Raw genomic sequence first — 25,791 nt, forward strand, 5'->3', positions numbered from 1 at the left:
CCCCGCCTGCCCGTCGGCTGGTAGAACTCGGCAGGTGAGCGAACATGCATTCGGGCTGAGAACCCGGGCCATCCATGCAGGGGCACGGGTCGATCCGACGACCGGTGCGCGTGCCGTCCCGATCTACCAGACCGCCGGCTACGTGTTCAGCGACGCCGACGACGCCGGCGACCTCTTCGCGTTGCAGAAGTACGGCAACGTCTACTCGAGGATCGGCAACCCGACGGTGGCGGTGTTCGAGGAGCGCATCGCCAGCCTCGACGGTGGCATCGGCGCGGTGGCCACGGCGAGCGGCCTGTCGGCGGAATTCGCGGTCTTCGCGACCCTGTGCGAGAGCGGGGACCACGTCGTCGCCGCCGCTGGCCTCTACGGCGGGACCGTGACGCAGCTCGACGTGACGCTGCGGCGGTTCGGGATCGAGACGACGTTCGTCCCCGGGACCGACCCGGCCGACTATGCCGCCGCCGTCACCGACCGGACGAAGCTGATCTACGCCGAGGTGATCGGCAATCCTTCCGGGGAGATCGCCGACCTGGAGGGGTTGGCGGCCGTGGCCCACGAACGCGGTCTCCCGCTCGTCGTCGACGCCACGATGGCCACGCCCTGGCTCTGCAGGCCGATCGAGTTCGGTGCGGACGTCGTCGTGCACTCGGCGACGAAGTTCCTCGGCGGCCACGGGACCACACTGGGCGGTGTCATCGTGGAATCGGGTCGATTCGACTGGGGCAACGGGCGATTCCCCGCGATGACCGAACCCGTCGCCTCGTACGGCGGGCTCAGCTGGTGGGGCAACTTCGGCGAATACGGTTTCCTCACGAAGGTCCGCAGCGAACAGGTCCGTGATCTCGGTGCCAGCCTGTCCCCCACCTCGGCGTTCCAGTTGTTGCAGGGTGTGGAGACCTTGCCGCAGCGTATGGACGCCCACGTCGCCAACGCCCGGGCGGTCGCCGAATGGCTCGACGCCGACCCCCGCGTCGCGTCGGTCGCCTACGCCGGACTGCCCGGTCACCCGCACCACGAGCGGGCCGCGCGGTATCTCCCCGCGGGGCCGGGCGCGGTCTTCGCGTTCCGGGTGCACGGCGGCCATCGCGCCGGCCGCGCGTTCGTCGAGAACGTCCGTCTGGCAAGTCATGTCGCGAACATCGGCGACGTCCGCACCCTGGTGATCCACCCGGGCAGCACCACACACCGGCAGCTGACCGCCGAGCAGCTCCAGGCCGCCGGCGTACCCGACGACCTGGTCCGGATCAGCGTGGGGATCGAGGACCTGGCGGACATACTCTGGGATCTGGATCAGGCACTGACCGCGGCAACCCAGGAGGCCGACGGTGTCCACTGAGACCGCCCCCCGCACCTGGCAGGGGCCGTCGGCGGCTCACCGACGCGAGATCCTGTTGCGCACCAGGACGATCGCCATCGTCGGTGCGTCCGCGAACCCCGCCCGGGCCAGCTACTTCGTCAACCGCTACCTGGCGTCGACATCGGACTACACCGTCTGGCTGGTGAACCCGACCATCGACGAGGTGGACGGCACGCCGGTGTACCCCAGCCTGGCCGAGCTCCCCGGGGTGCCGGACATGGTCGACGTCTTCCGGCGACACGACGACCTGCCGTCGGTGCTCGACGACACCCTCGCCGTCGGTGCCCGGACCCTGTGGCTGCAGTTGGGTCTGTGGCACGAGGACGTCGCGCGACGGGCCGAGGAAGCCGGTCTCGACGTCGTCATGGACCGGTGCGTGAAGATCGAGCACGCGCGTTTCCACGGCGGCCTGCATCTCGCCGGCTTCGACACCGGCGTCATCGATTCCCGGCGTCGCAGCGGTCTGTAGAGCGATCGGCCCAGGTCAGCGGTGTCCCGGACGGTGCAGTCCCGCGGCGGTGACACGATGGGGGCGTGACCGACGACAACACGCCCCGGTACCTGCCCATCGCCGACCACGGGGTCATCGGTGACCTGCGTACCGCGGCACTCGTCGGCGTCGACGGACGCATCGACTGGTTCTGCTGCCCGCGGTTCGATTCGCCGAGTGTGTTCGGCTCGCTGCTGGACGCGGACAAGGGCGGGTCATGGGACATGTCGATGGTCGACGGACTGGTCTCGACCAAGCAGTTCTACCTGCCCGATTCCAACGTGCTCGTCACCCGCTTCATGAGCGAGGACGGCGTCGCCGAGGTGCAGGACCTCATGCCGCTGGCGAAGCCGAGGGACGCCGAGCACCGGACCCGTATCATCCGACGGATCGAGTGCGTGCGCGGGAACGTCACGATGGCCATGCGCCTCGACCCCGCGTTCGACTACGGACGCGCCGAGCACACGATGTCGGCCGTCGACGACACCCACGTCACGCTCTCCGGCGGAGATCTGACGCTGTACCTCGCGGCCGACGTGCCGCTCGAGGTCGACGACGGGGTGGTCGTCTCCCAGGTGCAACTCGGGGTGGGCGAGGCCGCGACGTACACCCTCGGTGCCGACGAGGTACCCGAGGAGGAGGTCGCGTCCGACGCGTCGGAGCACCTCATCCACGGAACCGTCCGGTTCTGGCAGTCGTGGCTCGCGCAGTCCAACTACCGCGGCCGGTGGCGCGAGATGGTCCACCGCTCGGCGCTGGCACTCAAGCTGATGACGCACGAGCCGACGGGCGCCATCGTCGCGTCGGTGACGACCGCGCTGCCCGAGCAGATCGGGGGCGAACGCAACTGGGACTACCGCTACGTCTGGATCCGCGACGCGGCGTTCTCCCTGTACGGGCTGTTGCGTCTCGGCTTCAACGAGGAGGCCGCCGCGTTCATGGGGTGGCTGACCCGTCGCTTCGGCGACGGTGGTCACGACGACGGCCGTCCGTTGCACCTGATGTACACCATCGACGGTGAGGCGCCGCCCGCCGAGCAGCCGTTGACGCACTGGGAGGGGTATCGGGGCTCGACGCCGGTCAACGTCGGCAACGAGGCGAGCAACCAGCTGCAGCTCGACATCTACGGCGAGTTGATCGACTCCGTGTACCTGTTCAACAAGTACGGGGCCGGGATCTCGTGGACCGCCTGGAACGATCTGTGCGGCGTCCTCGACTGGCTGACCGACAACTGGGACCGGTCCGACGAGAGCATCTGGGAGGTGCGGTCGGAGTCGCAGGACTTCGTCTACTCCCGACTCATGTGCTGGGTCGCCTTCGAGCGCATGATCCGGATGAGCCGTCAGCGTGGACTGCCCGGCGATGTCGGGTCATGGATGAAGACCCGCGACGAGATCTTCGACCAGATCATGACCAAGGGCTGGAACGAGAAGCGGCAGTCGTTCACGCAGACCTTCGAGTCCGACCGCCTCGACGCGTCGATGCTGCTCATCCCGGCGGTGAAGCTCCTCTCCCCCACCGATCCGCGATTCCTGTCGACGCTGGAGGCCATCGAGGGCCAGTTGGTGAGCGATTCGCTGGTGTTCCGCTACGACGCCACCGATCACGACGACGGTCTGAGCGGTACCGAGGGAACGTTCTCCCTGTGCTCGTTCTGGTACGTCGAGGCGCTCACCCGGGTGGGTCGTCGCGCGGACGCCCGTCTGGCGATGGAGAAGATGTTCACCCACGCCAGCCATCTCGGTCTCTACGCCGAACAGGTGGGCCTCACCGGTGAGCAGTTGGGCAACTTCCCGCAGGCGTTCACCCACCTCGCCCTCATCAGCGCCGCCTTCAACCTCGATCGCGAGCTCGGCGACTGATCACGACGCGCGGCGGAGCGTGTCCTGGGGTAAGCCTGGACCATGACACGAGATGACGTGACCCGGACCATCGCCGCCCGACGAGTCGAACTGGGCCTCACCTGGCAGTCGTTGGCGGATGCGATCGATCGCCCGGTCGTGTGGACGACGTCGGCGCTGTTGGGCCAGCACCCGATCCCCCGCCCCGAGGCGGAGGTGCTGGTGGAGAAGCTCGGCTTGTCGACCGACCTGGTGCCTGTGCTCGGCGCCGTCCCGGTGCGCGGCACCGACCGGGACGTGGTGAGCCAGGACCCGACGATCTATCGGCTGTACGAGGCCCTCGCCGTCTACGGTCCGGCTCTGAAGGAGTTGATCCACGAGCAGTTCGGCGACGGGATCATGAGCGCCATCAACTTCAGCGTCGACGTCGACAAGCGCCCCCACCCGTCCGGCGACCGCGTCGTCATCACCTTCGACGGGAAATTCCTCCCCTACGACTGGGTGTCCGCCGACTGACCCGGCGCTCGATCGGGGGCGTCCGAGAGGCCCGGCCGCCCGTCGCACCCCGTCTGTTGGGCGCCCGAAACCGTCTGTTGGGCGCCCGGAACCGTCTGTTGGGCGGCTGGAACCATCTGTTGGGCGGCTGGGACCTGTCGTCGGGCGCCGGGGACCGACGACTGGTCCCCAGCGCCCACCGAACGGTTCCTACCGCCCACCGAACGGTTTCTACCGCCCAACGAACGGGTCCGGGGTCAGTGGTCGGTGACGAACCACCCGACGGGAGAAGCCAATTCGTCGGCAGCGCCCGGCCCCATGGAGCCGGCGGGATAGGGCTGGACCTTCGGCGGATCGTCGAGCAGCGGTGCCGCCACGGTCCAGACGTGGGCGAGACCGTCTGGCCGGGTGAACAGCGACCGGTCGCCGTCGAGCACGTCGTTCAGCAACCGCGAATACGGTGACAGCGCGCCACCGTTGTCGGAGTCGACGGTCCCGAGCGGCAGGCCGACGTGCGCGACGGCCAGGTCCTCACCGGGGCCGGGTTCCTTCACCGTCATGGTGATGTCGATGCTGCCGTCCCCGGAGAGGTCGAACGTGAGTGCTGCACCGTCCTCGGGGATGTGGGTGATCGGCCCGTCCTCGGGTCGACGGAACACCAACGTCACCCGCTGCGCGGAGACGCCGAGTTTCTTGCCCGTCCGGAGGACGAACGGCACGTCGCGCCACCGGTCGGTGTCGACCCAGAGGCGTGCGGCGACGAACGTGTCCGTGGTCGAGTCGTCGGCGACACCCTGTGTCTGGCGGTAGCCGTCGAACTGGCCGAGAACCACCTCGGCGGGATCGATCGGACGGAACGCCGCGATGACCGACTCGCGCGCCGACTGCAGGTCGTCCGCCTTCAGGCTGAGCGGCGGCTCCATCGCCACCTCGGCGGCCACCTGGAAGAGGTGGGTGACCACCATGTCGAGCACGGCGCCGGTGGCGTCGTAGAACTCGGCGCGGTCGTCGATGTCGAGCGTCTCGGGGACGTCGATCTGCACCTGCTGCACGTGCTCCCGGTTCCACAGCCCCGCGAACATGCCGTTCGCGAACCGGAGGATGTGCAGGTTCTGCGTGCTCTCCTTGCCCAGGAAATGGTCGATCCGATAGACCTGCGACTCGTCGAAGACGGCGTGCACCGCCTCGTCGAGTTCGGTGAAGGTCTTCTGCGAGGTGCCGAACGGCTTCTCGTAGACCACCCGCGATCCCTCGGCCAGACCGTGCTCCCCCAACGCTCGCGTGTACGCGGTGAAGGTGCTCGGCGGCAGGGCGATGTAGTGGACCAGCTGGACGTCGTCGCCGCCGAGGTCGTCGGAGTTGCGGATCTCGTCGATCACGTCGGGCAGTTGACCCGGATCGTCGACGGCGAACCCTCCGCCCGCGAACCGCAGGTTCGCGGCGAACGCATCCCACGAGTCCTCGACGCCGCCGCCGAACTCCTCGATCGCCGAACGGACGTGCTCGCGGAACTCGTCGTCGGTGCGCCGGCCCCGACCGTTGCCGACGAGTCGCCACCGCTCGGGGAGCAAGCCGCGGCGCTCCAACTCGTAGAAGGCGGGCAGCACCATCCGCTTGGCGAGATCGCCGGTGGCGCCGAACAACACGAAGACCGTGGGGGTGTCGGGCATGGTTCCACCATGCCAGACGGCCGGGTCAGACGGCGGCCGTGAGCGAGAAGACCGGTATCAGGCGATCGGTGCGCTGCTCGTAGAGACGGAAGTTGGGCCAGGTCTCGAGCAGGGCCTGCCACGCGCGAGACCGCTCGTCGCCCTCGAGCTCGCGCCACCGGACCGTGACGGTCGTTCCGTCGCGCACGATCTCGGCGGTCTCGGTCGCCCGCAGGTTGTGGACCCACGCAGGCATCTTCGGATTCCCGAAATAGGACCCCGCGATCAGCCAGTCGTCCGAGCGGGGGACGCACAGCAGCGGCGTCGACCGCACGACCCCCGACTTGCGTCCCGGGACCCGCAACACGAGGTTCGGCAGGCCGGCGACGTCGAGCACGCTCACACGACCGCGCGAGATCTGTTGCAGACGCATGTCGGTCTTCTCGATCACCGGCAACAGCCGCGGCATCCAGCTGACCGCCCCGATGCGGACGGCGAGTGGGGTCAACAGGCCCATGGTGTTCCTCCCGTGCGGTACCAGGGTCCTGACGCTACGCCGGGAGTTCTCAGCGCAAGGCGGCCAGGTTGTCGACCGACCGGCGCACATCGCCCTCGATCACCTTCGCGACTATCCGACCCACCGGCCCGCTCAGCAGCCCTCCCGAGAGCTCGGCGGCGACGCGGAACCGCGACCCGCCGCCGTCGGCCCCGACCGTCAGGTCGAGCGTGATCTGCACGCCGCCGCGGCCACTGCCGACGAGCCCGATGCGCGTGGGCTCGTCGTACTTCGTGACCTCCCAGGTGATGGTGTTGCGGAACCCCTTCACCCGGATCAACGACGTGACCGTCGTCCCCTCCGTGATCGTGTCGGGGACGTCGGAGCGCCACCCGCCGAAGATGGTGAGCCACTCGTCGAACCGACGAAGATCGGACGCGAGCGCCCACGCCGTGTCCGGGTCCACATCACTGCGGACCGTCACGTCCAGATCTGCCACCACTGCTCCTCCGCGTTGTCGTGCCGACGCTACCGGCGTACCCACACAGGCCCAGGCCACGCATCGTTGTGACGTGTGACACGGGTACTGTTGGGCCGCTGCGTCCCGCTTCCGATGCGACGCCTCGAACCCGCGATGGATCCCGACCGGAAGGTGTCGCCCATGACCGAGCTCGATCCGTTCTACGACGACGTACAGGCCCACTACGACCTGTCCAACGATTTCTTCGACCTGTTCCTCGACCCCTCCCGCATGTACAGCTGCGCCTACTTCAAAGAGGACGACTACACCCTCGAGCAGGCGCAGTACGCCAAGATCGACCTCTCGCTGGGCAAGCTCGGACTGCAGCCGGGGATGCGCCTGCTGGACATCGGCTGCGGGTGGGGAACCACCATCAAACGCGCGATGGAGGTCTACGACGTCGACGTCATCGGCCTGACACTGAGCAAGAACCAGTACGAACTCGTCAACTCCTCGCTCGCCGCCGCCACACCGGCCGGTCGCACCGCGGAAGTGCGACTGCAGGGGTGGGAGGAGTTCGACGAGCCCGTCGACCGCATCGTCAGCATCGGCGCGTTCGAACACTTCCGCGCCGAGCGCTACCCGGCGTTCTTCGAGAAGACCTACGGTCTCCTGCCCGACGACGGGGTGATGCTGTTGCACACCATCGTCGCCTTCAACCGGCATGTCATCCGGGAGAAGGGCCTGCCCATCACCCGTGACGTCCTGGCGTTCGCCCGCTTCATCGCCAACGAGATCTTCCCCGGCGGTCAGCTGCCCGAACCGCACGACGTGGAACGTGAGAGCACCCGCGTCGGCTTCAGCGTCGAGCGCATCCAGCCGCTGCAGCAGCACTACGCCCGCACCCTCGACCACTGGGCCGCGGCGCTCCAGAAGCGGGAGGACGACGCGGTGCGCATCGCCAGCCGGGAGGTGTTCGACACCTACATGAAGTACCTGACCGGTTGCGCCGACTACTTCCGGAACGGCTACATCGACGTCATGCAGTTCACGCTGCAGAAGTGACCGTCAGGCGCTGAGTACGTCGAGCATCTGCTGGACCGCTGCAGGCCACCCGAACGTCTCGGCCCGGGCCCGCGCCCGACCGCGGGCACCGGCCAGGTCGAGCACGGTCCGGACGCCCGCGGTGAACGCCTCGGCGGTGTTCGGTGCGACCGCTCCGCAGTCCGCGGTCACGATCTCCGCGACGGCCGACGTCCGTGATGCGACGACGGGTGTCCCGACCGCCAACGACTCCAGCGCGGACAGGCAGAACGTCTCGTGCGGACCCGGCGCCATCGCCACGTCGGCGGCCGCGAGCAGGTCGGCGACGGCGTCGCGCGTCCGCAGGAAACCGGTGAACTCGACGGGCAGCCCCGCGGCGCGGCGGACCAGCGCGGGGCGCCGAGGTCCGTCGCCCGCGATCACCAGGCGTGCGTCGACGCCGGCGTCCAGCAGCCCGGCGCACGCGTCGATGCTCCGCTCGACGTGCTTCTCCACCGAGAGCCGACCGCAGTGCACCAGCAGCGGCCCGTCGACGCCGCGCCAACGGCTCCCGGCAGCGGAGTCACGTCGCCGGGGGTGGAAGAGGTCGAGATCGACACCCAGGGGCACGCGGTGGACGTTGCGGGCACCGATGCGGTCGAACTCGGCTCGCGCGAAACCGGTCGTGCACACCACCGCGTCGTAGGCAGCCGCCGACCGTGCGTTGGCGACATCCGCCGCGGCCCTCGCCATCGCGCGTGGCATCGCTTGCGCGAGAAGACGATCGAGCCGCTCGTGTGAGATCATCACCGCGACCGCGCCGCGGCGTCGGGCCCACGGTCCGAGTCCGCGCAGTGTCAGGCGATCCGAGACCTCCACGACGTCGGGGCGGAGTCCGCGCAGGACATCGGTCACCCGCCGCGGGTCGGCGACCCGGTAGCCGCCCGTCCCCGGGATCGAGGGCGCGGCGACCGTGATCCGGTGCACGCCCGACGGCAGCATCTCCTCGGCCGGGTGTCGACCGGGGACGACGAGCGAGACCTGGTGTCCGCGCTGCACATAACCATGCCCGAGCTGATCGACCGCCGTGCGCAGACCCCCGGATCGTGGACCGTAGAAGTTGGCGACCTGCGTGATGCGCACGACGGGAGTGTCGATCACGCTGCTGCCCAGGAGGTGTCGCGCAGGTGACGCCGTCCTCAACGTCGTCACAACTGTCGGAGAACCAAAAGTGATGTGGCACAACCAACACCTGAGAAGTTCCTATGTAACACGCACGAAACGGCGATATCGGACATGCGTCGCTAACCTCGGAGGGCATGAAACCAATCGGGGATCCAGAAGCGGTGGTGTCCTGGGTGCTCGCCGCCATGGCCGGCCTGGTGGGCGCGGCGGCATTCATCCAGACGACGGGATACTTCGTCACGTTCATGACGGGCAACGCCGAGCGCGCCGCTCTCGGCTTCCTGGTGGGACGTCCGGCGATGGCGACGGCCGCGATCCTGATCACCGCCACCTTCATCGCGGGCGTGGTGGTCGCGTCTCTGCTGCGCAGGCACGTATGGGTCAGCCACCCGCACGGCGCGACCATGCTGACCACCATCAGCCTCGCCATCGCCACGGGTGTCGATTTCTGGACCGCAGGGTTCAACGCCCCCGCCGTCACCTTCACCCCGATCCTCTTCGTCGCGTTCGGCATCGGCGCGTTGAACACGTCGTTCTGTGACGACAAGAAGGGTGAGGTGTCGGTCCCCCTCAGCTACGTCACGGGCACACTCGTCAAGCTCGGTCAGGGCATCGAGCGCCACATCAGCGGCGGCCGGGCCACGGAGTGGAACGGCTACTTCGTGCTGTACCTGTCGTTCGTCGTCGGGGGTGTGTTGGGCGGGCTCCTCGGCCTGACCATCACCGGTGGCCAGATGTTGTTGACCGCCACCGTGATCTGCGGGGCGGTAGCCGTCTACACCTACCGCCTGGACGACCGCGCGGGGATCCTGGGCTGAGATCGATCGGTGTGCGTCGTCACTCGCCGTCGTACCGGGGCACCACCGCGTACACCACGAGGTCTCGCGGTGTCCCCTTGGCGCGGAACCGTCGGCGACGGGTGACATACCTGTCGGCGCGCGTGGCGTCGAGCGTCGCGCTGGTGGCGAGCACCTCCCCCGCGCCGGCCGCGTCGGCCACCCGGGCCGCGATGTTCACGTCGACACCGAGGTAGTCGTCGCCGTCGCGGCGCGGTGTCCCGGTGTGGAGTCCGGCACGCAGAGCGGGCCGATACCCGTCGACGACGATGGCGCTGACCGCGACACCGGCCTCGTGCGCCGCCTCGATAGCGTGGGCGCCGTCCCGGAACACCGCCATCACGCCGTCGCCGAGCGACTTGACGACGCGTCCGCCGCGCCGACCCACCACCTCGGTCGTCGCCGCGTTGACCCGCCGGACGAGTTCGAGGACGTGGTCGTCGCCCGCGTGCAGCGCCCACGTCGAGAAGTTGACCAGATCGGTGAACAGGATCGTGACCGCCTGCGGCTCACCGTCGACCTCCGCTCCGCCGGACGGGTGACGACGTTCGCCGAGTGCCTGCCACATCTGCACCGCGGTGAGACCCAGTTCGCGTACCGCCGTGGGCTGGTCGTCGCCCGCCGACTCGATGAGTCGCGCAAGACGATCGCTGTATCGGGCCGCGGGTCGCGAGAAGTCCAGGACCGGCAGGTCGCCCGGGGCGCGGGTGCGTGCCGAGCGGGCGGCCCGGATGACCGCGTCGGTCCGGTTGACCCGAGATGCCCACTCCCGCGCTCGGGTCACACCGTCGACGACGACACGACCGGCACGCCGGGCACGATCCTCGCGGTCGTCGTCGTTCATCGCCGTGGTCCGGTCACAGATCGATGGCGCATGCGCCGGACACGGTCGACACGCACGTCTGGATGCGTTCCCCCTCGCGATGCTCCTCGCCGGAGCGGAGGTCCCGCGTGTGTCCCTGCGCGAGCGGTACGACGCAGGACTGGCAGATACCCATCCGGCATCCGAACGGCATTGCCACACCGAGGGATTCACCCGCCTCGAGGATGGTCGTGGCGCCGTCGATCTCGGTGGAGCGCTCCGATCGGGTGAAGGTGAGTGTGCCGCCCTCACCGCGCACGTCGCCGCGGTCGATGGCGAATCGTTCGATGTGCAGGTTGTCCGCCACACCGGCCTCGCCGAAGGTGCGTTCGACGTCGTCGAGCATGCGGACCGGCCCGCACGCCCAGGCCGACCGTTCTCGCCAGTCGGGCACGATCTCGTCGAGTGCCCCGAGATCGACCTTGCCCATCTCGCGGGTCAACTGCAGGTGCAGCGTGTACGAGTCGGCTGTGCGCGTGAGCTCGTCCAGCTCGTCGGCGAAGATCACCTCGTCGCGGGTCGGCGCGGAGTGGACGTGCACGACGTCGGGGAGCGTGCCGCGGTCGCGCAGGCTCCGCAGCATCGCCATCACCGGTGTGATCCCGCTTCCTGCGGTGATGAAGAGCAGCCGCTCGGGCGGCGGGTTCGGCAGGACGAAGTCACCGCGCGGCGGGGCCAGTCGGATGACGGTGCCCTCCGCCAGGCCGTCGACGAGGTGCGACGACAGGAATCCGTCGGGGTTGGCCTTCACCGTCACGGTGATCCGCTTGTGCTTCGCGGTGCCGATCGACGTGAGCGAGTACGACCGCCAATGCCAGCGTCCGCCGATCTGGATCCCGATCCCCACGTACTGACCTGCGTGATAGTCGTGCGAGAAGCCCCATCCGGTCTCGATCTCGACCGTCGCCGAATCCGCGGTCTCCTTGCGGACCGAGATCACCCGACCGCGCAGTTCCCGCGCCGACCACAACGGGTTCAGCAGGTGCAGGTAGTCGTCGGGCAACAGCGGTGTCGTCGCGCGCGCCAGCAGCCCTCGGATCACCGGGGCGTGCGAGGTGGTCGCTGCGATCCCTTCGGCCGGACGTCGACTCCATCTGAGCAGGTCCATCGTCGCGGTCTCCTCGTCGTCCTAGCCGACCGGGGTCCGGTCGGGGGTGGGCTCCTCGGCGCTCTCGCGCCGGTTCGCCGCGATGCTGCTGATCAACGCGGCGCCGATGAAGGCGACACCGACGAGGCCGGTGATGATCTCGTTGATGTGGTACTCGATCGACACGAACAGGATGACGGCCAGCGCACCGATCGCCCAGTGCGCCCCGTGTTCGAGGTACCGGTACTCCGCGAGCGTGCCGGTGCGGACCAGGTAGATGGTGATCGACCGGACGAACATCGCGCCGATGAAGCCCAGACCCAGGGCGATGATGATCGGATCCGCGGTGATCGCGAACGCGCCGATGACTCCGTCGAACGAGAACGACGCGTCGAGCACCTCGAGGTAGAGGAACAGGAAGAACGCGGCCTTCCCGGTCGCCTTCACCGCCGCCGACGGGCCCCGGGCGGCAGTCGCACCGGCTGCGCCGTCCTCTCCCGCGACCTCGTCGATCTGTTCGGTGTGGAACAGCGAACCCAGACCGTCGACGGTGATGTAGGTGATCATGCCCAACGTCCCCGCGATGAGGATGGTGGCGCGGTGGGTGTCGTCGGCGAGGAACTCCGCGACCAGGACCAGCGTGCCCCCGGCGATGACGACGGCGAGCTGGTCGAGGCGGCCGACGGCCAGCAGCGGCTTCTCCAGCCAGTTCAGCCAGGTCGTCTCCCGCTCGGAGAGGATGAAGTTGAGGAAGAGCATGAACAGGAACATCCCGCCGAACGCCGCGATCTGCGGATGCGCGTCGGTCAGGATCTGCTCGTAGGACTCCTGCCCCGACCCCGCCGCCGGCGGGTTCATCGCGAGATCGAAGGCGCGGACGGGGTTGAGGCCGGCCGTGATCCAGACGATCACGAGCGGGAAGAGCAGGCGCATGCCGAAGACCGCGATCAGGATGCCCACGGTGAGGAAGATCTTCTGCCAGAACTCGCTCATCCGTTCCAACACGGTGGCGTTGATGACGGCGTTGTCGAAGGACAGCGACACCTCCAACACGCCGAGGATGGCGCAGAGGGCGACGGCTTCCCAACTGCCGTAGACGAACGCCACGACGAGGGACACGACGGTCACGGCGACCGAGATCCCGAAGATGCGGACTACCACGGATGTGGGCCTTTCCGATGGCGCGGCACAGCCCGGGGGACACCGGATGCGGTGCCTCCCCCGGGCTGTGCCGACGAGTTGGGTGGTGCTGGTCGTCAGACGTTCACACCGTAGTCGCGGGCGATTCCCGCCAAACCGGAGGCGTACCCCTGACCGACCGCACGGAACTTCCACTCCGAACCGTTGCGGTAGAGCTCACCGAACACCATGGCCGTCTCGGTGGACGCGTCCTCCGACAGGTCGTAGCGCGCGATCTCGGAGTTGTTCGACTGGTCGACGACGCGGATGAACGCGTTGCGGACCTGACCGAACGACTGCGAGCGCGAGTCGGCGTCGTAGATGGAGACGGGGAAGACGATCGAGTCGACCTCCGGCGGCACGGCCGCGAGGTTGACCTTGATGGCCTCGTCGTCGCCCTCGCCCTCTCCGGTGAGGTTGTCGCCGGTGTGCTCGATGGAGCCGTCCGGGGACGTCAGGTTGTTGAAGAAGACGAAGTGCTTGTCCGACAGCACCTTCTTGTCGGTGCCGACCGCGATCGCACTCGCGTCGAGGTCGAAGTCGGCTCCGGTGGTGGTGCGGATGTCCCACCCGAGGCCCACCGTCACCGCGGTCATGTTCGGTGCCTCCTTGGTGAGGGAGACGTTGCCGCCCTTGCTCAAACTGACGCCCATGTCGGTCCTTTCTCGCCGTCCGGGACTCCCCCGGGGCGGGGTCACTGTGCGGCGGGGTGTCCGGTTCCGGTCACCCCCATCGACGCCACCACGGTACGCGGGAACCCGACATCCGGGTCATCACCCGACCGACTGACCTGCGGGCGCGGCCCGACGTGCCACGGGTGGGCACCAGTACGATCTGCAGGGTGGTCAGTGGGTGGTTCCGGCGCGACGCACGCACCGCCGGCCCGTCCGATGGTCCGGCGGCGGCCGCTCGCGCCGAGATGGTGCGGGTGTTCCTGGATCTCGACCGTCGGCTGTCGGTGATCGACGACGGTGTCGACGCCGCCCGCGCTCTCCGCCTGCACCCCGACCTCGTCGACGCCTTCGGCCCGGTGCGGGACGAGGTCTACGCCACCATCGACGACTATCTGCGCCTGAGCGCCGAACCCGACGTCGGGGCACCGGCCCCGCAGCCGTCGCAGGTCGACATCGACCGGTGCACCGCCGCACTGCGGGAGCAGGCCACCCGCCTGGACAGCTTCTACGACCGGTACGCGACCGCCATCGAGCACTCGCGGTCCGCGGCCGCGGCGGTGCCCACCCGCGCGACGCAGGCGTCCCGGTCCGCCGACGAGGCGCTCGCCGCCGTCACGGGACTTCCTGCCGAGGCGCAGGACTACGCGTCGGTGCGGTCGGCCGTCGCCGACACCGAGGCCGCCCGCGACGGGCTCGCCCGGGCGCGCACGCAGGGCACCGACGCCGAGACGGCCGGTGCGACCGAGCGTCTCGTCGCCGCGACCCAGGCGCTGCGTACCGCGATCGAGCGCGCACCGGGGCGCGCCGGAGAGGTGACCCGTGCCCTGGCGTCGGTCCGGACACGACGATCGGCCGCGGCCACCCGCGCCGAACGTCTGCCGGATGCGTACTCGGCACTCCTGCGCGAGTTCTCCGCCGCGTGCTCCGAGGACGTCGTCGGCGACGACCGTCGCGGTCGGGAGGCGCTCGACGTGGCCGACGAGCACATCCGTGCCGCCGCGGCGAAGGCCGCGTCGCACCCCGACGCAGCGTCCGTCGAGATCGCCGCCGCCCGTGAGGATCTGGCTCGTGCGGAAGCCTACGTCGACGGTGTCACCGACCGCCTCGAGCTGTTGCGCTCGGTGCGCGACGACCCCGGGGCGGTCGAGCAACGGACACGCTTCGCCATCCGCGACGCGCAGCTCCTCGCGGTGGACCGACGTGTGGTGCCGCGCTGGGGGTCGGTGATCGACGCCGCCGCCCGTCGCGTCGACCTCGCGGTCGCCGGTCTGACCGGGCGCCATCCCGACTATCTCGCCTATGTCGAGGAACTGGACTCCGTCGCCGAGTTCGTCGCCGACGTCGTCACCAAGATCAAGTCCGGCGCGCGATGACCGTCGAGGCCCGCCGGGACCGGGTGCCGTCGGCGCGTACGGTCACCCACTTCCCCCTGCTCGGGGACACCGAACGCGACCGTCTCTTCCACCGTCGACCCCGCCCGGTCGCGCTCGGCGGGCCGCGTGACCAGGTTGCCGCCGCGCTGGGTGCGACGCTGTACATCCCGGCCGTCCGTGCGGACCTCACCGGGTCGGTGACACGCGCGGCCGAGGCCGGGACGACGTCGGTCGTCCTCGATCTGGAGGACGCGGTCCCCGACGACGAGGTCGCGGCCGGACTCGCGTCTGTGATCGCCACCCTCGACGACCTCGCTCAGACCGCCGGGGCGCCGATGGTCTTCGTCCGCGTGCGCTCGGCCGAGCAGATCGACGCCGTGCTCGCCGGTGTCGGCGCGGGGGCCGATGCGCTCAGCGGATTCGCCCTCCCGAAGTTCGGCACCGACAACGGCCCGGCGCATCTCGAGCGGATCGCCGCCGCCCCACCGACCCCGCACGGGCCGCTCTACGCGATGCCGATCATCGAGTCCGCGCGTGTGGTGCACCCCGACACCCGTGCCCAGGAGCTTGCCGGCATCGCGGGCCTCCTCGCCGAGCACCGCGAGCGGATCCTCGCCGTCCGCATCGGGGCGACCGATCTCAGCGGTACCTTCGGGATCCGTCGCGACCCCGATCTGACGATCTACGACGTCCACCCCGTCGCGTCGGTCATCGCCGAGGTCGTCACCGTCCTCGGGCGGCACGACGGCACGGGGTTCACCATCACCGGCCCCGTCTGGGAGTACTACAACGCCCACGAGCGCATGTTCCGACCGTTGTTGCGCAACACCCCGTTCGAGGAACTCGACGCGGTGCGGTTCCGTCGGCACCTCGTCAGTCGCGACCTCGACGGCATGCTCCGCGAGATCGTCCTCGACCGGGCGAACGGACTGCTGGGCAAGACCGTCATCCACCCCACGCATGTCAACGTCGTGAACGCCACGAGCACCGTGAGTCACGAGGAGTACGTCGACGCCCTGGCCGTGCTCGGGCGGGCCGAGGACGGCGACCCGTTCGGCACGGACGACGTCGAGGGTGGCGTGCTCGCGTCGAGCTATCGCAACAAGATGAACGAGCGCCGCCCGCACCGGAACTGGGCGGTGCGAACACTGCTGCGGGCAGAGGCGTTCGGCGTGACGCGGCCCGAGGTGGGCATCATCGAGGTGCTCACCGCGGTGGTCGACCGGTGACCGACCCGGTTCGGGGCCTGACGGTCACCCCCGTCGGCGCGCTGCCCGGGTGGTCGGTTGCCGACCTCGTACGACCGGGCCTGCGCCGCAACCCGCGCCGTGCCCACCTCTGGGTGTCGACCGTCCTGGGCAAACACATCCCCGTCTCGCCGTCGCGGATCGCCGTGGCCGCCGCTGCCCTCGCCGACCACGCGGCCGGTGTGCTCGACCCGGGCGAGGGTTCGCCGGCGGTCTTCGGATTCGCCGAGACCGCGACCGGCCTGGGCCACGGTGTCGCTCGTCGGATGCGCGCACAGGTGTACCTCCAGTCGACCCGTCGGGCGGTACCGGCCGTGCCCACGACGGCCCGGTTCGTCGAGGGCCACTCGCACGCCACCGACCATCTCGTCCAACCCACGTCCCGCACACTCGTCCCTCCGGGCGCGCCGTGTGTGCTGGTCGACGACGAGATCTCCTCGGGCACCACCGCGATCGCTGCGGTCGCCGCTCTGCAGGCGACCGTCCGCGCGTCGTCGTGGGTGGTGGCGGCGTTGGTGGACCTGCGCACCGACGCCGATCGTGCACGCTGCGCCGAGCTGGCCCATCGGGCCGGGGTCCGCGTCGAGTTCGTCTCGTTGGCAACCGGATCCGCGATCATCCCGGCAGACCTCGTCGACCGCGTCACGCACCTGCCCGACCCGCCCCGCACCGCACCACATCCGGGCGGGCCGGGACGCCTCACCCGCATCGGCACACCGTGGCCTGCCCACGTCCCCGACAGCGGGCGCCACGGGATGCTCGAGGACGAGGCGGACGAGTTCGACCGTGCGACAGGCGCCGTGGCCGACGCCGTCGCGGAGCACCTCGACCCGGCGCGCCCGGTTCTCGTGATCGGTCACGAGGAGTTCATGTACCTGCCGCAGCGCATCGCGGCCGACCTGGAGCGGCGCGGGATGGCGGTGACCTCGCAGACCACGACCCGCTCCCCCGCCTACGTCAGCCTCCACGAGGGGTACCCGTTGCGTCGCGGGTTCCGTTTCACCGCGCCGGAACCCGATCGGGCGCGGGGCCGTCACGGCACCCGGCACCTCTACAACGCCGCAGCCGACGATCCCGCGACCCAGCGGGTCCTCGTGGTGGACCCGCCCGCCGACACCCCGACGCTCGTCGCACCCGGCGGTGTCGCGGACGCCCTCACCGCCGACGGGCGCGACCTGCTGGTGCTGGTCGCGGGAGGCGCGTCGTTCGACGGCCTGGCACGCGCACGGTCGGCGGCAGGCCGATGACACAGGAGCCGTTGCGCGGCGCCGGTTTCGGCAGCTACGCCCCCGACGAGGTGGGCTGGTTGCTCACCGATCTGTCCGACGTCGACCTCGAGGCCGACATCGCCGAGCGGGAGGCGGCCATCCAGGCCGGAACGGCCCACTACGCCGAGTCGCTCCCCCACGAGTTCCAGCCCGACGCCGCCTACCGCGCCCTGTTCGAGGACGTGCTGCAGGAGACGGCCGACGTTCTCGCGGCGGCGGTGGCGACGGTCACCGATCTCGTCCTCGCCGAGCGCGGGGAGCGGATCGTGCTCGCCTCGTTGGCCCGGGCGGGCACCCCGATCGGCATCCTGATGCGCCGATGGGCCCGGTTCCGCCACGGGGTCGATCTGCCGCACCTCGCGTTGTCCATCGTCCGCGACCGCGGCATCGACGCGGCCGCCGTGCGGTGGCTCGCGGCGCGACACCGGCCGTCGGACATCGTGTTCGTCGACGGGTGGACGGGCAAGGGTGCGATCGCGCGCGAGCTGGCCGCGGCACTCGACGAGCTCGCGCGCGCCGGCGGTCCGCGATGCGATCCCGATCTGGCCGTCCTCGCCGACCCCGGCCACTGCGTACGCACCTTCGGGACCCGCGACGACTTCCTGATCGCATCCGCGTGCCTGAACTCCACCGTGTCGGGTCTGGTGTCGCGGACCGTCCTGAACGACCGGCTGCTCGCGCCCGGCGCGTTCCACGGTGCGAAGTTCTACCGCGAACTCGCCGCCGACGACGTGTCGAACCACCTGCTCGACACCGTCTCCGCGCGGTTCCCCGCGGTCGCGGGCGGTGTCGACGACCGGGTCGCGGCGGTCCGCGGCTCCGACCGCACCCCCACGTTCAGCGGGTGGCGATCGGTGGAACACATCCGTGACCGCTACGGCATCTCGTCGGTGAACTTCGTCAAGCCCGGGGTCGGCGAGACGACGAGGGTCCTGCTCCGACGGGTGCCGTGGCGCGTCCTCGTCCGCGACCCCGAGGATCCCGCGCTGCGGCACATCCTGGTCCTCGCCGCCGCGCGCGACGTCCCCGTCGAGTCCGTCCCCGACCTGGCCTACGCCGCGGTGGGGCTCATCCGGGAGTCGACGCAGTGACGCGCGCGCTCGCCGCCGTCGACCTCGACCGCACACTGATCTTCTCCCCGGCAGCGGCGGGCACGCCCACCGCCGACCTGCTCTGCGTCGAACGCCTGGACGGACGGTCCATCTCGTACATGAGCCCCAGGACCGTGGAGTTGCTCGCGCGCCTCGACGACCACGCCACCGTGGTCCCCGTGACCACCAGGACCGTGACGCAGTACCACCGGGTGCGGCTGCCCGGCCCCCCGAAGCCGTTCGCCGTCGCCGCGAACGGCGGCGAGATCCTCGTCGACGGCACACCGGATCCGACGTGGCGCAGCCGGATCGACGCGTCCGTCGCCGATGCCCTGCCGACAGCCGTCGTCCACGGCAGGATGACCGCGGACGCGGACCCGACGTGGCTGCGCAGCGCGCGGATCGCCGACGACCTGTTCTGCTACGCGGTGATCGACCCGACGGCCGCACCCGACGACCTCGTCGAGCGGTGGGGATCCTGGGCGTCGAGCGGCGGCTGGAACGTCTCCCGCCAGGGCCGCAAGGTCTACCTGATGCCCGACGCGGTGACCAAGTGGTCGGCGGTGGCCGAGATCGCGCAACGGACCGGTGTCCCGGCTGACCGGGTGTTCGCGGCCGGTGACGGTGCACTCGACCGGCCCATGCTGGAGCACGCGCATCGGGCGATCCGACCGCGCCACGGTGAGCTCGAGGAACTCTCGTGGCACCATTCGACGTTGTCCGTTTCGAGCAGTGCCGGTGTGACGGCCTCCGAGGAGATCGTCACCGCACTGCTCGCCTGGAGCGCCGACCCGTGCGTCCGCACGGACCACCACCCACCCGCCGACGACGACGACCGAGATGGGGACCGATGACGACCGCGTTGACCAAGGGACAGAACGGGCCGCTCCCGGCGGCCGGTGTGGAGATCACGGTGCAGGTGGCGGCCGCGGCCGACCTCTCCGCGCTGCTGGTGACCTCCACCGGCAAGGTCCGCTCCGACGCCGACTTCGTGTTCTACAACCAGCCGTCGGCGCCCGGCGTGACGCTGACGCCCGGCGGTGGCGGCAGCCTGCGGATCGATCTCGGTGCGATCCCCTCCGACATCGACCAGATCCGCGCGGTGATCACCCTCGACGCGGGGACGTTCGGCGCGATCGCCCCGCCGGTCACCCGGATCGTCTCGGGGCCGGAGACCTACGAGTACCGCATCGACGGTCTGGCGACCGAGTCGATCGTCATCGCCGCCGAGGTGTACCGCCGCGGCGACGCCTGGAAGATCCGCGCTGTCGGTCAGGGATATGCCGGTGGCTTCGCGGCGCTGGTCACCGACCACGGCGTGTCCGTCGACGACGCCCCCACCCCTGCGTCCACGCCCACTCCCGCCCCCGCCAGACCGGCTGCCGCGACCCCACCCCCGACACCGACCCCACCCCCGACACCGACCCCGCCTCCTCCCGCACCGGCTCCCGCGGCACCGAACGGATCGCAGCCCTGGCCGACGGCATCGAGCGGCGAGGTCAGCCTGAGCAAGGACCGACCGGTGAGCCTGGCCAAGGGCCAGCGGGTCTCGTTGAAGAAGGACGGCGGGGTCGCACTCACACACATCCGGATGGGGTTGGGCTGGGACCCCGTGGTCACCAAGCGCGGGTTGTTCGGCGGCGGACGCGGCCAGAACATCGACCTCGACGCCTCGGCGATGATGTACGCGGGGACCCGGCTCGGAGATCTGGCGTACTACGGGCAGCTCGTCAGCAAGGACGGCTCGATCCGACACCACGGCGACAACCTGACCGGTGAGGGTGAGGGCGACGACGAGGTGATCGACGTCGACCTGACGCGCGTCCCGCCGGCGGTCACGCAGCTGCTGTTCGTGGTCACCTCCTACCAGGGCCACACGTTCGAACAGGTCGAGAACGCGTTCTGCCGTCTCGTCGACGAGACGACCGGTCACGAACTCGCCCGCTACACCCTCGCCGGTGGGATGCCGTTCACCGGCATCGTGATGGCCAAGGTCGCACGCTCGGAGTCCGGTTGGTCACTGCAGGCGATCGGCGACGGAATCCAGGCCCGCCATCCGGGCGAGGCCGCCAAGCAGGTGGAACGCTTCCTCTGATCCCGGAGGGTCAGCGCAGGCGTTCGGCCTCGGCGGCACGGTCGAGCAACGCGGCGCACAGCTGGGCCAGTTCGGTGTGCGGCGCGTCCTCGGCGACGGCGGTCGCGACGTCCTCGGCCGCGCACCGCAGCGTGAACAGCCGGTCGACCAGGTCGTCCGCCTCGGTGCGACTCAGGATGAGGGCGTCCTCGGGAACCGAGGTCCCCTGGGTGACCGATCGCTGCTCGTAGGCACGTTGGCGGCAGGACTGCTTGCAGTAGCGCCGCCGTCGCCCCACCCCGGAGTCCGGGACGGGCTGACCGCACCATCCGCAGGCCTGCGGGCGACGTCGGGTGCGTGTCTCCACCGGGCGCACGATACCGGTGCTGCGCCGGGTGGGATGCGACGGCGCGGAAGCGTAGTATGTCCCTGTTCTGCTCTGTGACAGTCGTGTCCGGCCACGATGACCCCCGACGGGTCGTCGGGTCCGACGCCCGAGCGTCCGATCACCCGCCCCGACACCATCACGAGCACATCGCAGGAAGGACCTTCCCATGGCAGATCGAGTACTCCGCGGCAGCCGACTCGGAGCCGTCAGCTACGAGACCGACCGCGACCACGACCTCGCGCCGCGTCGCATCGTGCAGTACCGCACCGACAACGGCGAGATCTTCGACGTGCCGTTCGCCGACGACGCGGAGATCCCGTCCACCTGGCCGTGCAAGAACGGTATGGAGGGCACCATCCTCGAGGGCGCCGAGCCCGAGGAGAAGAAGGTCAAGCCGCCGCGCACCCACTGGGACATGCTGCTCGAGCGCCGCAGTGAGGCCGAGTTGGAAGAACTGCTCAACGAGCGCCTGGAGCTGCTGAAGCAGCGCCGTCGGGGTGTGTCCGCGAGCTGACACACCGCACCTGAGACGACGAGAAGGGCCCCGGCACACGCCGGGGCCCTTCTCGCGTCATCGGATCAGCGTGTGCGGCGACGGAACTTCTCGACGCGGTGCGCCATCCCCCACTCGAGGACCTTCATGAACGCCTCGCCGATGACCTCGCCGCTCATCTTCGACTCACCGATCTCGCGTTCGGTGAAGGTGATGGGCACCTCGGACACACGGAAACCGGCCTGGATCGCGCGCCACGCGAGGTCGATCTGGAAGCAGTAGCCGTGCGAGTCGACCGACTCGAGGTCGATCTTCTGCAGCACCTCACGGCGATAGGCCCGGTATCCCGCGGTGATGTCTCGGACCTGCACACCCAGCGCCAGACGGGAGTAGGTGTTCGCGCCCTGGGACAGCAACTTGCGACGCAGCGGCCAGTTGACCAGCGCACCTCCGGGCACGTACCGCGAGCCGATCACGAGGTCGCTGCCGCCGTTGATCCCCTCCAGCAGCCGGTGCAGTTGCTCGGGCGCGTGGCTGCCGTCGGCGTCCATCTCGACCAGCACCGCGTAGTCGCGCTCCAGTCCCCACCCGAACCCGGCGATGTACGCACCACCCAGGCCGCTCTTCTCCGCGCGGTGCATGACGTGGATGCGGGTGGCCGGTCGGTCGCGGCCGTCGGCCTCGGCGAGGTCGTCGGCGAGTCGGCCGGTGCCGTCGGGGCTGCCGTCGTCGACGACGAGGATGTGCACTCCCGTCAACGCGCCCTGCAGGCGCTCGACGATGAGGGGAAGGTTCTCACGTTCGTTGTAGGTCGGGATGATGACCAGCGCGCCGGACCCGTCGGGTCCGACCGTCGCGGGCGCCCCGGCCGATGCCGACGGGTCCGCCGGCTCCGACGTGTCAGGGGTCCGTGGTGTCATCGATCTCCTCGGCAATGTGGGCACCGGATGTGCCGTCGGCGCGGGGGGCCCGGCGCAAACGTTTCCCCAACTTAGTACGGCAGGCGAGTGCCACCAAAAATCCGCCGATCGCGATCACGACGATCGTCGCCTGCGGCGCGGCCCCCAGCCGCGCGGCCGGTGTCATCTGTGTGCGCAGGGTGATGTCGGCGGACAGCACCGCCGGGGTGAAGAACCGCGAGCGCTGCTCGAGGCGTCCGTCGGGTGCGACGACCGCGCTGACCCCGGTCGTGGCGGCCACCACCACGCTCCGACCGAGCTCCACCGCGCGGACCTGCGACATCGCGAGCTGCTGGTAGGTCATCTGCGTGCGGCCGAAGGTGGCGTTGTTGGTCGGCACGTAGAGCATCTGCGCACCCTCGTCGACCGCCGAGCGCGGTGAGCGGTCGAACGCGATCTCCCAGCACGTCGACACGCCGATCGGGACGGCAGCGGCGCGCCCGGCCACCGGCACGTCGAGTACCGACCGCCCCGTGCCGGCGCGGAAGTTGCCCGCCTGGTCGGCGTATGAGGAGAAGTGACGGAAGAACGACCGCCACGGCAGGTACTCCCCGAACGGCTGCACGATGTGCTTGTCGTAGCGACCGACGGGACCACGATCGCCGTCCCAGGTCAGCACGGTGTTGGTGGGTCGGCCGTCGGGGTTCATGATCAGGGTTCCGACGAGGATCGGCGCCCCGACCGCCTCGGAGGCTGCCGTGATCTCCGTCGCCGCGTCGTCGTTGCTCAACGGGTCGACGTCGGAGGCGTTCTCCGGCCACAGGACGACGTCGGGGCGGGCGACCCGGCCCGCACGGACCGCGTCGGCGAGACGCAGCGTCTCCCGGACATGGTTGTCGAGCACGGCGCGTCGCTGGGCCGCGAAGTCGAGCCCGAGACGCGGGACGTTGCCCTGCACGGCTGCCACGGTGATGCGCGACGAGGCCGGACCGGTCCGGTCCGCGGCGTGCACCGACGGCCACATCGCGGCCGCGACGACGGGTCCCGCGACGGCGCACAGCGCGGCGGCCGCCGACATCCGGATCACCGACGGCCACGAACGGCGACCGCGGGTCACCACGGCACGGACGATCTCGGCGAGACCGGCTGCGGTCATCGCGACCGCCAGACCGAGCAGCGGTACACCGCCGAGTGCCGCGACGGGCAGCAGCGGACTGCCGACCTGACCGAAAGCTGTCGCACCCCAGGGGAACCCACCGAACGGGAACGACGACCGTGCCCACTCGACCGCGATCCACGTCACCCCGAACCACAGTGGGGCGAGCGGGAGCCGCATCGTGACGGTGGCCAGGGCCCCGAACCCGGCGCAATAGATCGCGAGGGCGACGGCGAGCGCGATCCACGGCAGCGGACCCACGTAGACACCGATCCACGGCAACAACGGCAGCCAGAAACAGAGGCCGAACACCAGACCGCAGAGCGCCCCGACCCGTGCTCGGGGTCGACCGCAGGCCAAGGCCGCGTACAACGCGGCCAGGCTGACGATGGCGAGCCACCACAGGTTGCGGGGCGGGAACGCTCCCCACATCGCGACGCCGCCGGCCGCCGACGCCGCCAGCCGCACCAGCACCGTCACCGCGGGGCGGCGGGACGCGGGCGGCGTCGTCGCCTCCGGTCGCGTGGACGTCGCGGTCACGATCCCGACCGTCGGTAGATCTCGACTCCGCCGCGCAGCACGCGCAGGCACGTCGGGAGATCGACGCCCGGGGTGACGTCGGGCAGTGGAGGTGTCCGCGAGCGGGGGTCGGTCGACCAGCGCTGGACCGATTCCGCCGAGCCCGCGGTCACGAGGTCGCCGACCTCCCAGATGGCGATGTCGGCGGGTGCCCCGGGGACGAGTGTCCCCAGCATCGGGTCGCGCTGCCCGGCGGCACGCCATCCACCGCGGGTACAGGCCGCGAACGCCGCGCGCGGCGACACGGCGCTGAGCGGGTTGTGATGGTGCACCGACGCTCGGATCTGGGACCAGGGGTCGATGGCGGTGACCGGGGAGTCGGAGCTGAAGGCGAGCGCCACACCTGCGCGGGCCAGCGCCGCGAAGTCGTTCAGCTCGGTCCCCCGCGGTACGCCGAGGCGCTGCTCGTACAGCTCGCCCGGCCCTCCCCAGAGCGCGTCGAAGAGCGGTTGCATGCTCGCCGTGATCCCGGCCTGCGCGAGGATGCGGGCACCCTCGGCGTCGACCATCTCGGCGTGTTCGACGCGATGCGAGCACCGGGCCACCGCCACCGAGCCGAACTCCGCGGCGACGAGGTCCACCGCTCGCACGAGGCTTCGGGTCGCGGCGTCGCCGATGAGGTGGAACCCGGCCTGCACACCGGCCTCGGTGCACGCCCGCAGGTGCGCGTGCACGGCGTCGTCGTCGAGGTAGGAGACGCCGACGTTGGCAGGGTCGTCGGTGTAGGGCGCGCAGAGCCAGGCCGTGTGCGAGCCGATCGCCCCGTCGATGAACAGGTCACCGGCGAGGCCGTGCGCACCGGTCGCGTGCAGGAGGGATCGTGCGTCGTCGGCATCGGTGACGGCCTGACCCCAGTAGCGGCGCACCTCGACCGGATGGTCGAGGTCGGCCAGAGCGGCGAGGTCGTTGAGACCGCTGATGTCGGGGCCGCCGTTCTCGTGGACGGCCACGACACCGTGGGCGAGCGCGTCGTCGAGGGCCCGGCGCTGTGCCCGTCTGCGGTGTCCCGAGCTGAGGAGTTCGCGCGCTGCCGCACGGACGAGATGGTGGGCCTCCGCGGTCAGCGGCAGCTGCGGGTGGAATCCGGCCGCGTCGGCGAGACCGCCGGCGATGAGCCGCAGCGCCGACGACGCGACGGCGGAGTGCTCGTCGATGCGCGCGAGATACACCGGCCGATCGCCGACGACGGCGTCGATCTCGTCGGTCGACGGTGGGGTGTCGTCGGCCCAGCGGGACGAGTCCCACCCCAGGCCCCACACCAGTTCACCGGGGTCGACGGTGGCGACGTGCCGTCGCAACCGGTCGAGGCACTCGTGACGGTCCCGGGCGTCGTCGAGGTCGAGCCCGTCGAGTGCCAGACCGGTCGAGGTGAGGTGGACGTGTGAGTCCACGAACGCCGGTGCGACGAACGCCCCACCGAGGTCGTCGACGTCCACACCGGGGTGCAGCGCCCGTCCGACGTCGTCGGTACCCACCCATGACACGACACCGTCGGTGACCGCGATGGCGGTGGCATCCGGGGCCGCGGGCGTGTAGACGTGCCCCCCGACGAACAGTTGCGTTCCCACGAGGGACCAGTCTGCCCT

At 70.2% G+C, this 25,791-nt stretch carries 25 protein-coding genes; 13 read left to right on the forward strand and 12 right to left on the reverse strand.

The features are described from left to right. Nucleotides 1–34 precede the first annotated feature (34 nt). The 4 genes from ACXVUM_RS16785 (at nt 35) to cynS (ending at nt 4,207) form a co-directional block, all read left to right on the forward strand. On the forward strand, nt 35–1,339 hold the full coding sequence (locus ACXVUM_RS16785) for an O-acetylhomoserine aminocarboxypropyltransferase/cysteine synthase family protein (RefSeq protein ID WP_458523070.1): 1,305 nt from the start codon (nt 35–37) through the stop codon (nt 1,337–1,339). Beyond that, nucleotides 1,329–1,829 carry a CoA-binding protein gene (locus ACXVUM_RS16790; RefSeq protein ID WP_458523071.1) on the forward strand — a complete coding sequence of 167 codons (501 nt, stop codon included), beginning with the start codon at nt 1,329–1,331 and terminating at the stop codon, nt 1,827–1,829. The genes ACXVUM_RS16785 and ACXVUM_RS16790 overlap by 11 nt, the downstream gene beginning before the upstream one ends. Before the next feature lie 65 nt (nt 1,830–1,894). Next, on the forward strand, nt 1,895–3,712 hold the full coding sequence (locus ACXVUM_RS16795) for a glycoside hydrolase family 15 protein (protein ID WP_458523072.1): 1,818 nt from the start codon (nt 1,895–1,897) through the stop codon (nt 3,710–3,712). 42 nt (nt 3,713–3,754) lie between these two features. Continuing rightward, complete coding sequence (cynS, locus tag ACXVUM_RS16800) at nt 3,755–4,207, forward strand: cyanase (RefSeq protein ID WP_458523073.1); 453 nt, start codon at nt 3,755–3,757, stop codon at nt 4,205–4,207. 236 nt (nt 4,208–4,443) lie between these two features. Here the strand turns inward: cynS and ACXVUM_RS16805 are convergent, their stop codons facing one another. From ACXVUM_RS16805 to ACXVUM_RS16815, 3 genes are read right to left on the reverse strand one after another with little or no spacing between them, the layout of a single operon-like run. Then, nucleotides 4,444–5,856 carry a glucose-6-phosphate dehydrogenase gene (locus tag ACXVUM_RS16805; protein WP_458523074.1) on the reverse strand — a complete coding sequence of 471 codons (1,413 nt, stop codon included), beginning with the start codon at nt 5,854–5,856 and terminating at the stop codon, nt 4,444–4,446. Nucleotides 5,857–5,881: 25 nt separating this feature from the next. Further along, nucleotides 5,882–6,352: a nitroreductase family deazaflavin-dependent oxidoreductase gene (locus ACXVUM_RS16810; protein WP_458523075.1), complete on the reverse strand. Its 471-nt coding sequence runs from the start codon at nt 6,350–6,352 to the stop codon at nt 5,882–5,884. Between the two features lie 49 nt (nt 6,353–6,401). After that, entirely contained in the window at nt 6,402–6,830 is a 429-nt protein-coding gene (locus ACXVUM_RS16815; RefSeq protein WP_458523076.1) for a type II toxin-antitoxin system Rv0910 family toxin, read from the reverse strand. Nucleotides 6,831–6,992: 162 nt separating this feature from the next. Here ACXVUM_RS16815 and ACXVUM_RS16820 point away from each other — a divergent pair, with 162 nt between their 5' ends. Continuing rightward, the gene (locus ACXVUM_RS16820; protein WP_458523077.1) at nt 6,993–7,856 is read left to right on the forward strand and encodes a cyclopropane mycolic acid synthase family methyltransferase; all 864 of its coding nucleotides are present in this window, start codon (nt 6,993–6,995) and stop codon (nt 7,854–7,856) included. A 3-nt stretch (nt 7,857–7,859) separates the two neighbouring features. Here ACXVUM_RS16820 and ACXVUM_RS16825 read toward each other — a convergent pair whose 3' ends face one another. After that, nucleotides 7,860–8,957 carry a glycosyltransferase gene (locus tag ACXVUM_RS16825; protein ID WP_458523078.1) on the reverse strand — a complete coding sequence of 366 codons (1,098 nt, stop codon included), beginning with the start codon at nt 8,955–8,957 and terminating at the stop codon, nt 7,860–7,862. Nucleotides 8,958–9,133: 176 nt separating this feature from the next. Between ACXVUM_RS16825 and ACXVUM_RS16830 the strand changes: the two genes are divergently transcribed. Beyond that, nucleotides 9,134–9,817, forward strand: a complete 684-nt coding sequence (locus ACXVUM_RS16830; protein ID WP_458523079.1) for a YoaK family protein — start codon at nt 9,134–9,136, stop codon at nt 9,815–9,817. 19 nt (nt 9,818–9,836) lie between these two features. Here the strand turns inward: ACXVUM_RS16830 and ACXVUM_RS16835 are convergent, their stop codons facing one another. From ACXVUM_RS16835 to ACXVUM_RS16850, 4 genes are all read right to left on the reverse strand, one after another. Next, nucleotides 9,837–10,679, reverse strand: a complete 843-nt coding sequence (locus tag ACXVUM_RS16835) for an adenylate/guanylate cyclase domain-containing protein (RefSeq protein WP_458523080.1) — start codon at nt 10,677–10,679, stop codon at nt 9,837–9,839. 13 nt (nt 10,680–10,692) lie between these two features. Next, nucleotides 10,693–11,805, reverse strand: coding sequence for a ferredoxin reductase (locus ACXVUM_RS16840; RefSeq protein WP_458523081.1), 1,113 nt, complete (start codon nt 11,803–11,805; stop codon nt 10,693–10,695). A 21-nt stretch (nt 11,806–11,826) separates the two neighbouring features. Then, on the reverse strand, nt 11,827–12,945 hold the full coding sequence (locus ACXVUM_RS16845) for a DUF475 domain-containing protein (RefSeq protein WP_458523082.1): 1,119 nt from the start codon (nt 12,943–12,945) through the stop codon (nt 11,827–11,829). Nucleotides 12,946–13,040: 95 nt separating this feature from the next. Further along, nucleotides 13,041–13,616, reverse strand: a complete 576-nt coding sequence (locus ACXVUM_RS16850; protein ID WP_458523083.1) for a TerD family protein — start codon at nt 13,614–13,616, stop codon at nt 13,041–13,043. A 188-nt stretch (nt 13,617–13,804) separates the two neighbouring features. Between ACXVUM_RS16850 and ACXVUM_RS16855 the strand changes: the two genes are divergently transcribed. From ACXVUM_RS16855 to ACXVUM_RS16880, 6 genes are read left to right on the forward strand one after another with little or no spacing between them, the layout of a single operon-like run. Continuing rightward, nucleotides 13,805–15,010, forward strand: a complete 1,206-nt coding sequence (locus tag ACXVUM_RS16855; RefSeq protein ID WP_458523084.1) for a hypothetical protein — start codon at nt 13,805–13,807, stop codon at nt 15,008–15,010. Beyond that, on the forward strand, nt 15,007–16,239 hold the full coding sequence (locus ACXVUM_RS16860) for an HpcH/HpaI aldolase/citrate lyase family protein (RefSeq protein WP_458523085.1): 1,233 nt from the start codon (nt 15,007–15,009) through the stop codon (nt 16,237–16,239). Before ACXVUM_RS16855 ends, ACXVUM_RS16860 begins: the two co-directional genes overlap by 4 nt. Next, nucleotides 16,236–17,504 carry a phosphoribosyltransferase family protein gene (locus ACXVUM_RS16865; RefSeq protein ID WP_458523086.1) on the forward strand — a complete coding sequence of 423 codons (1,269 nt, stop codon included), beginning with the start codon at nt 16,236–16,238 and terminating at the stop codon, nt 17,502–17,504. The genes ACXVUM_RS16860 and ACXVUM_RS16865 overlap by 4 nt, the downstream gene beginning before the upstream one ends. Beyond that, on the forward strand, nt 17,501–18,616 hold the full coding sequence (locus ACXVUM_RS16870; RefSeq protein WP_458523087.1) for a cysteine protease StiP family protein: 1,116 nt from the start codon (nt 17,501–17,503) through the stop codon (nt 18,614–18,616). Before ACXVUM_RS16865 ends, ACXVUM_RS16870 begins: the two co-directional genes overlap by 4 nt. Beyond that, the gene (locus tag ACXVUM_RS16875; protein WP_458523088.1) at nt 18,613–19,470 is read left to right on the forward strand and encodes an HAD hydrolase family protein; all 858 of its coding nucleotides are present in this window, start codon (nt 18,613–18,615) and stop codon (nt 19,468–19,470) included. The genes ACXVUM_RS16870 and ACXVUM_RS16875 overlap by 4 nt, the downstream gene beginning before the upstream one ends. Then, nucleotides 19,467–20,711, forward strand: coding sequence for a TerD family protein (locus ACXVUM_RS16880; protein WP_458523089.1), 1,245 nt, complete (start codon nt 19,467–19,469; stop codon nt 20,709–20,711). Before ACXVUM_RS16875 ends, ACXVUM_RS16880 begins: the two co-directional genes overlap by 4 nt. A gap of 10 nt (nt 20,712–20,721) precedes the next feature. Here the strand turns inward: ACXVUM_RS16880 and ACXVUM_RS16885 are convergent, their stop codons facing one another. Beyond that, nucleotides 20,722–21,057: a hypothetical protein gene (locus ACXVUM_RS16885; RefSeq protein WP_458523090.1), complete on the reverse strand. Its 336-nt coding sequence runs from the start codon at nt 21,055–21,057 to the stop codon at nt 20,722–20,724. 187 nt (nt 21,058–21,244) lie between these two features. On the opposite strand from ACXVUM_RS16885, the gene ACXVUM_RS16890 reads away from it, so the two are divergent. After that, nucleotides 21,245–21,592 (forward strand): RNA polymerase-binding protein RbpA, encoded by a 348-nt coding sequence (locus ACXVUM_RS16890; RefSeq protein ID WP_253648109.1) that lies wholly within the window; start codon nt 21,245–21,247, stop codon nt 21,590–21,592. Nucleotides 21,593–21,657: 65 nt separating this feature from the next. Here the strand turns inward: ACXVUM_RS16890 and ACXVUM_RS16895 are convergent, their stop codons facing one another. The 3 genes from ACXVUM_RS16895 to ACXVUM_RS16905 all read right to left on the reverse strand — a co-directional run bounded on the left by ACXVUM_RS16895 (nt 21,658) and on the right by ACXVUM_RS16905 (nt 25,773). Continuing rightward, nucleotides 21,658–22,491, reverse strand: a complete 834-nt coding sequence (locus ACXVUM_RS16895; RefSeq protein WP_458523091.1) for a polyprenol monophosphomannose synthase — start codon at nt 22,489–22,491, stop codon at nt 21,658–21,660. Continuing rightward, the gene (gene lnt, locus ACXVUM_RS16900) at nt 22,472–24,058 is read right to left on the reverse strand and encodes an apolipoprotein N-acyltransferase (RefSeq protein WP_458523539.1); all 1,587 of its coding nucleotides are present in this window, start codon (nt 24,056–24,058) and stop codon (nt 22,472–22,474) included. The genes ACXVUM_RS16895 and lnt overlap by 20 nt, the downstream gene beginning before the upstream one ends. 104 nt (nt 24,059–24,162) lie before the next feature. Continuing rightward, nucleotides 24,163–25,773, reverse strand: a complete 1,611-nt coding sequence (locus tag ACXVUM_RS16905) for an amidohydrolase (protein ID WP_458523092.1) — start codon at nt 25,771–25,773, stop codon at nt 24,163–24,165. Between the last annotated feature and the right edge of the window lie 18 nt (nt 25,774–25,791).

The sequence above is a fragment of the Williamsia sp. SKLECPSW1 genome (assembly GCF_054332755.1).

Excerpts from the sequence above, each read along its gene's own strand:
- ACXVUM_RS16880 (WP_458523089.1), top strand. The coding sequence starts at position 19,467 with ATGACGACCGCGTTGACCAAGGGACAGAACGGGCCGCTCCCGGCGGCC.
- ACXVUM_RS16835 (WP_458523080.1), bottom strand. The coding sequence starts at position 10,679 with ATGAACGACGACGACCGCGAGGATCGTGCCCGGCGTGCCGGTCGTGTC.
- ACXVUM_RS16820 (WP_458523077.1), top strand. The coding sequence starts at position 6,993 with ATGACCGAGCTCGATCCGTTCTACGACGACGTACAGGCCCACTACGAC.
- ACXVUM_RS16870 (WP_458523087.1), top strand. The coding sequence starts at position 17,501 with ATGACACAGGAGCCGTTGCGCGGCGCCGGTTTCGGCAGCTACGCCCCC.
- ACXVUM_RS16890 (WP_253648109.1), top strand. The coding sequence starts at position 21,245 with ATGGCAGATCGAGTACTCCGCGGCAGCCGACTCGGAGCCGTCAGCTAC.
- ACXVUM_RS16860 (WP_458523085.1), top strand. The coding sequence starts at position 15,007 with ATGACCGTCGAGGCCCGCCGGGACCGGGTGCCGTCGGCGCGTACGGTC.
- ACXVUM_RS16810 (WP_458523075.1), bottom strand. The coding sequence starts at position 6,352 with ATGGGCCTGTTGACCCCACTCGCCGTCCGCATCGGGGCGGTCAGCTGG.
- lnt (WP_458523539.1), bottom strand. The coding sequence starts at position 24,058 with ATGTGGGGAGCGTTCCCGCCCCGCAACCTGTGGTGGCTCGCCATCGTC.
- ACXVUM_RS16840 (WP_458523081.1), bottom strand. The coding sequence starts at position 11,805 with ATGGACCTGCTCAGATGGAGTCGACGTCCGGCCGAAGGGATCGCAGCG.
- ACXVUM_RS16895 (WP_458523091.1), bottom strand. The coding sequence starts at position 22,491 with ATGACACCACGGACCCCTGACACGTCGGAGCCGGCGGACCCGTCGGCA.
- ACXVUM_RS16830 (WP_458523079.1), top strand. The coding sequence starts at position 9,134 with ATGAAACCAATCGGGGATCCAGAAGCGGTGGTGTCCTGGGTGCTCGCC.
- ACXVUM_RS16805 (WP_458523074.1), bottom strand. The coding sequence starts at position 5,856 with ATGCCCGACACCCCCACGGTCTTCGTGTTGTTCGGCGCCACCGGCGAT.
- ACXVUM_RS16850 (WP_458523083.1), bottom strand. The coding sequence starts at position 13,616 with ATGGGCGTCAGTTTGAGCAAGGGCGGCAACGTCTCCCTCACCAAGGAG.
- cynS (WP_458523073.1), top strand. The coding sequence starts at position 3,755 with ATGACACGAGATGACGTGACCCGGACCATCGCCGCCCGACGAGTCGAA.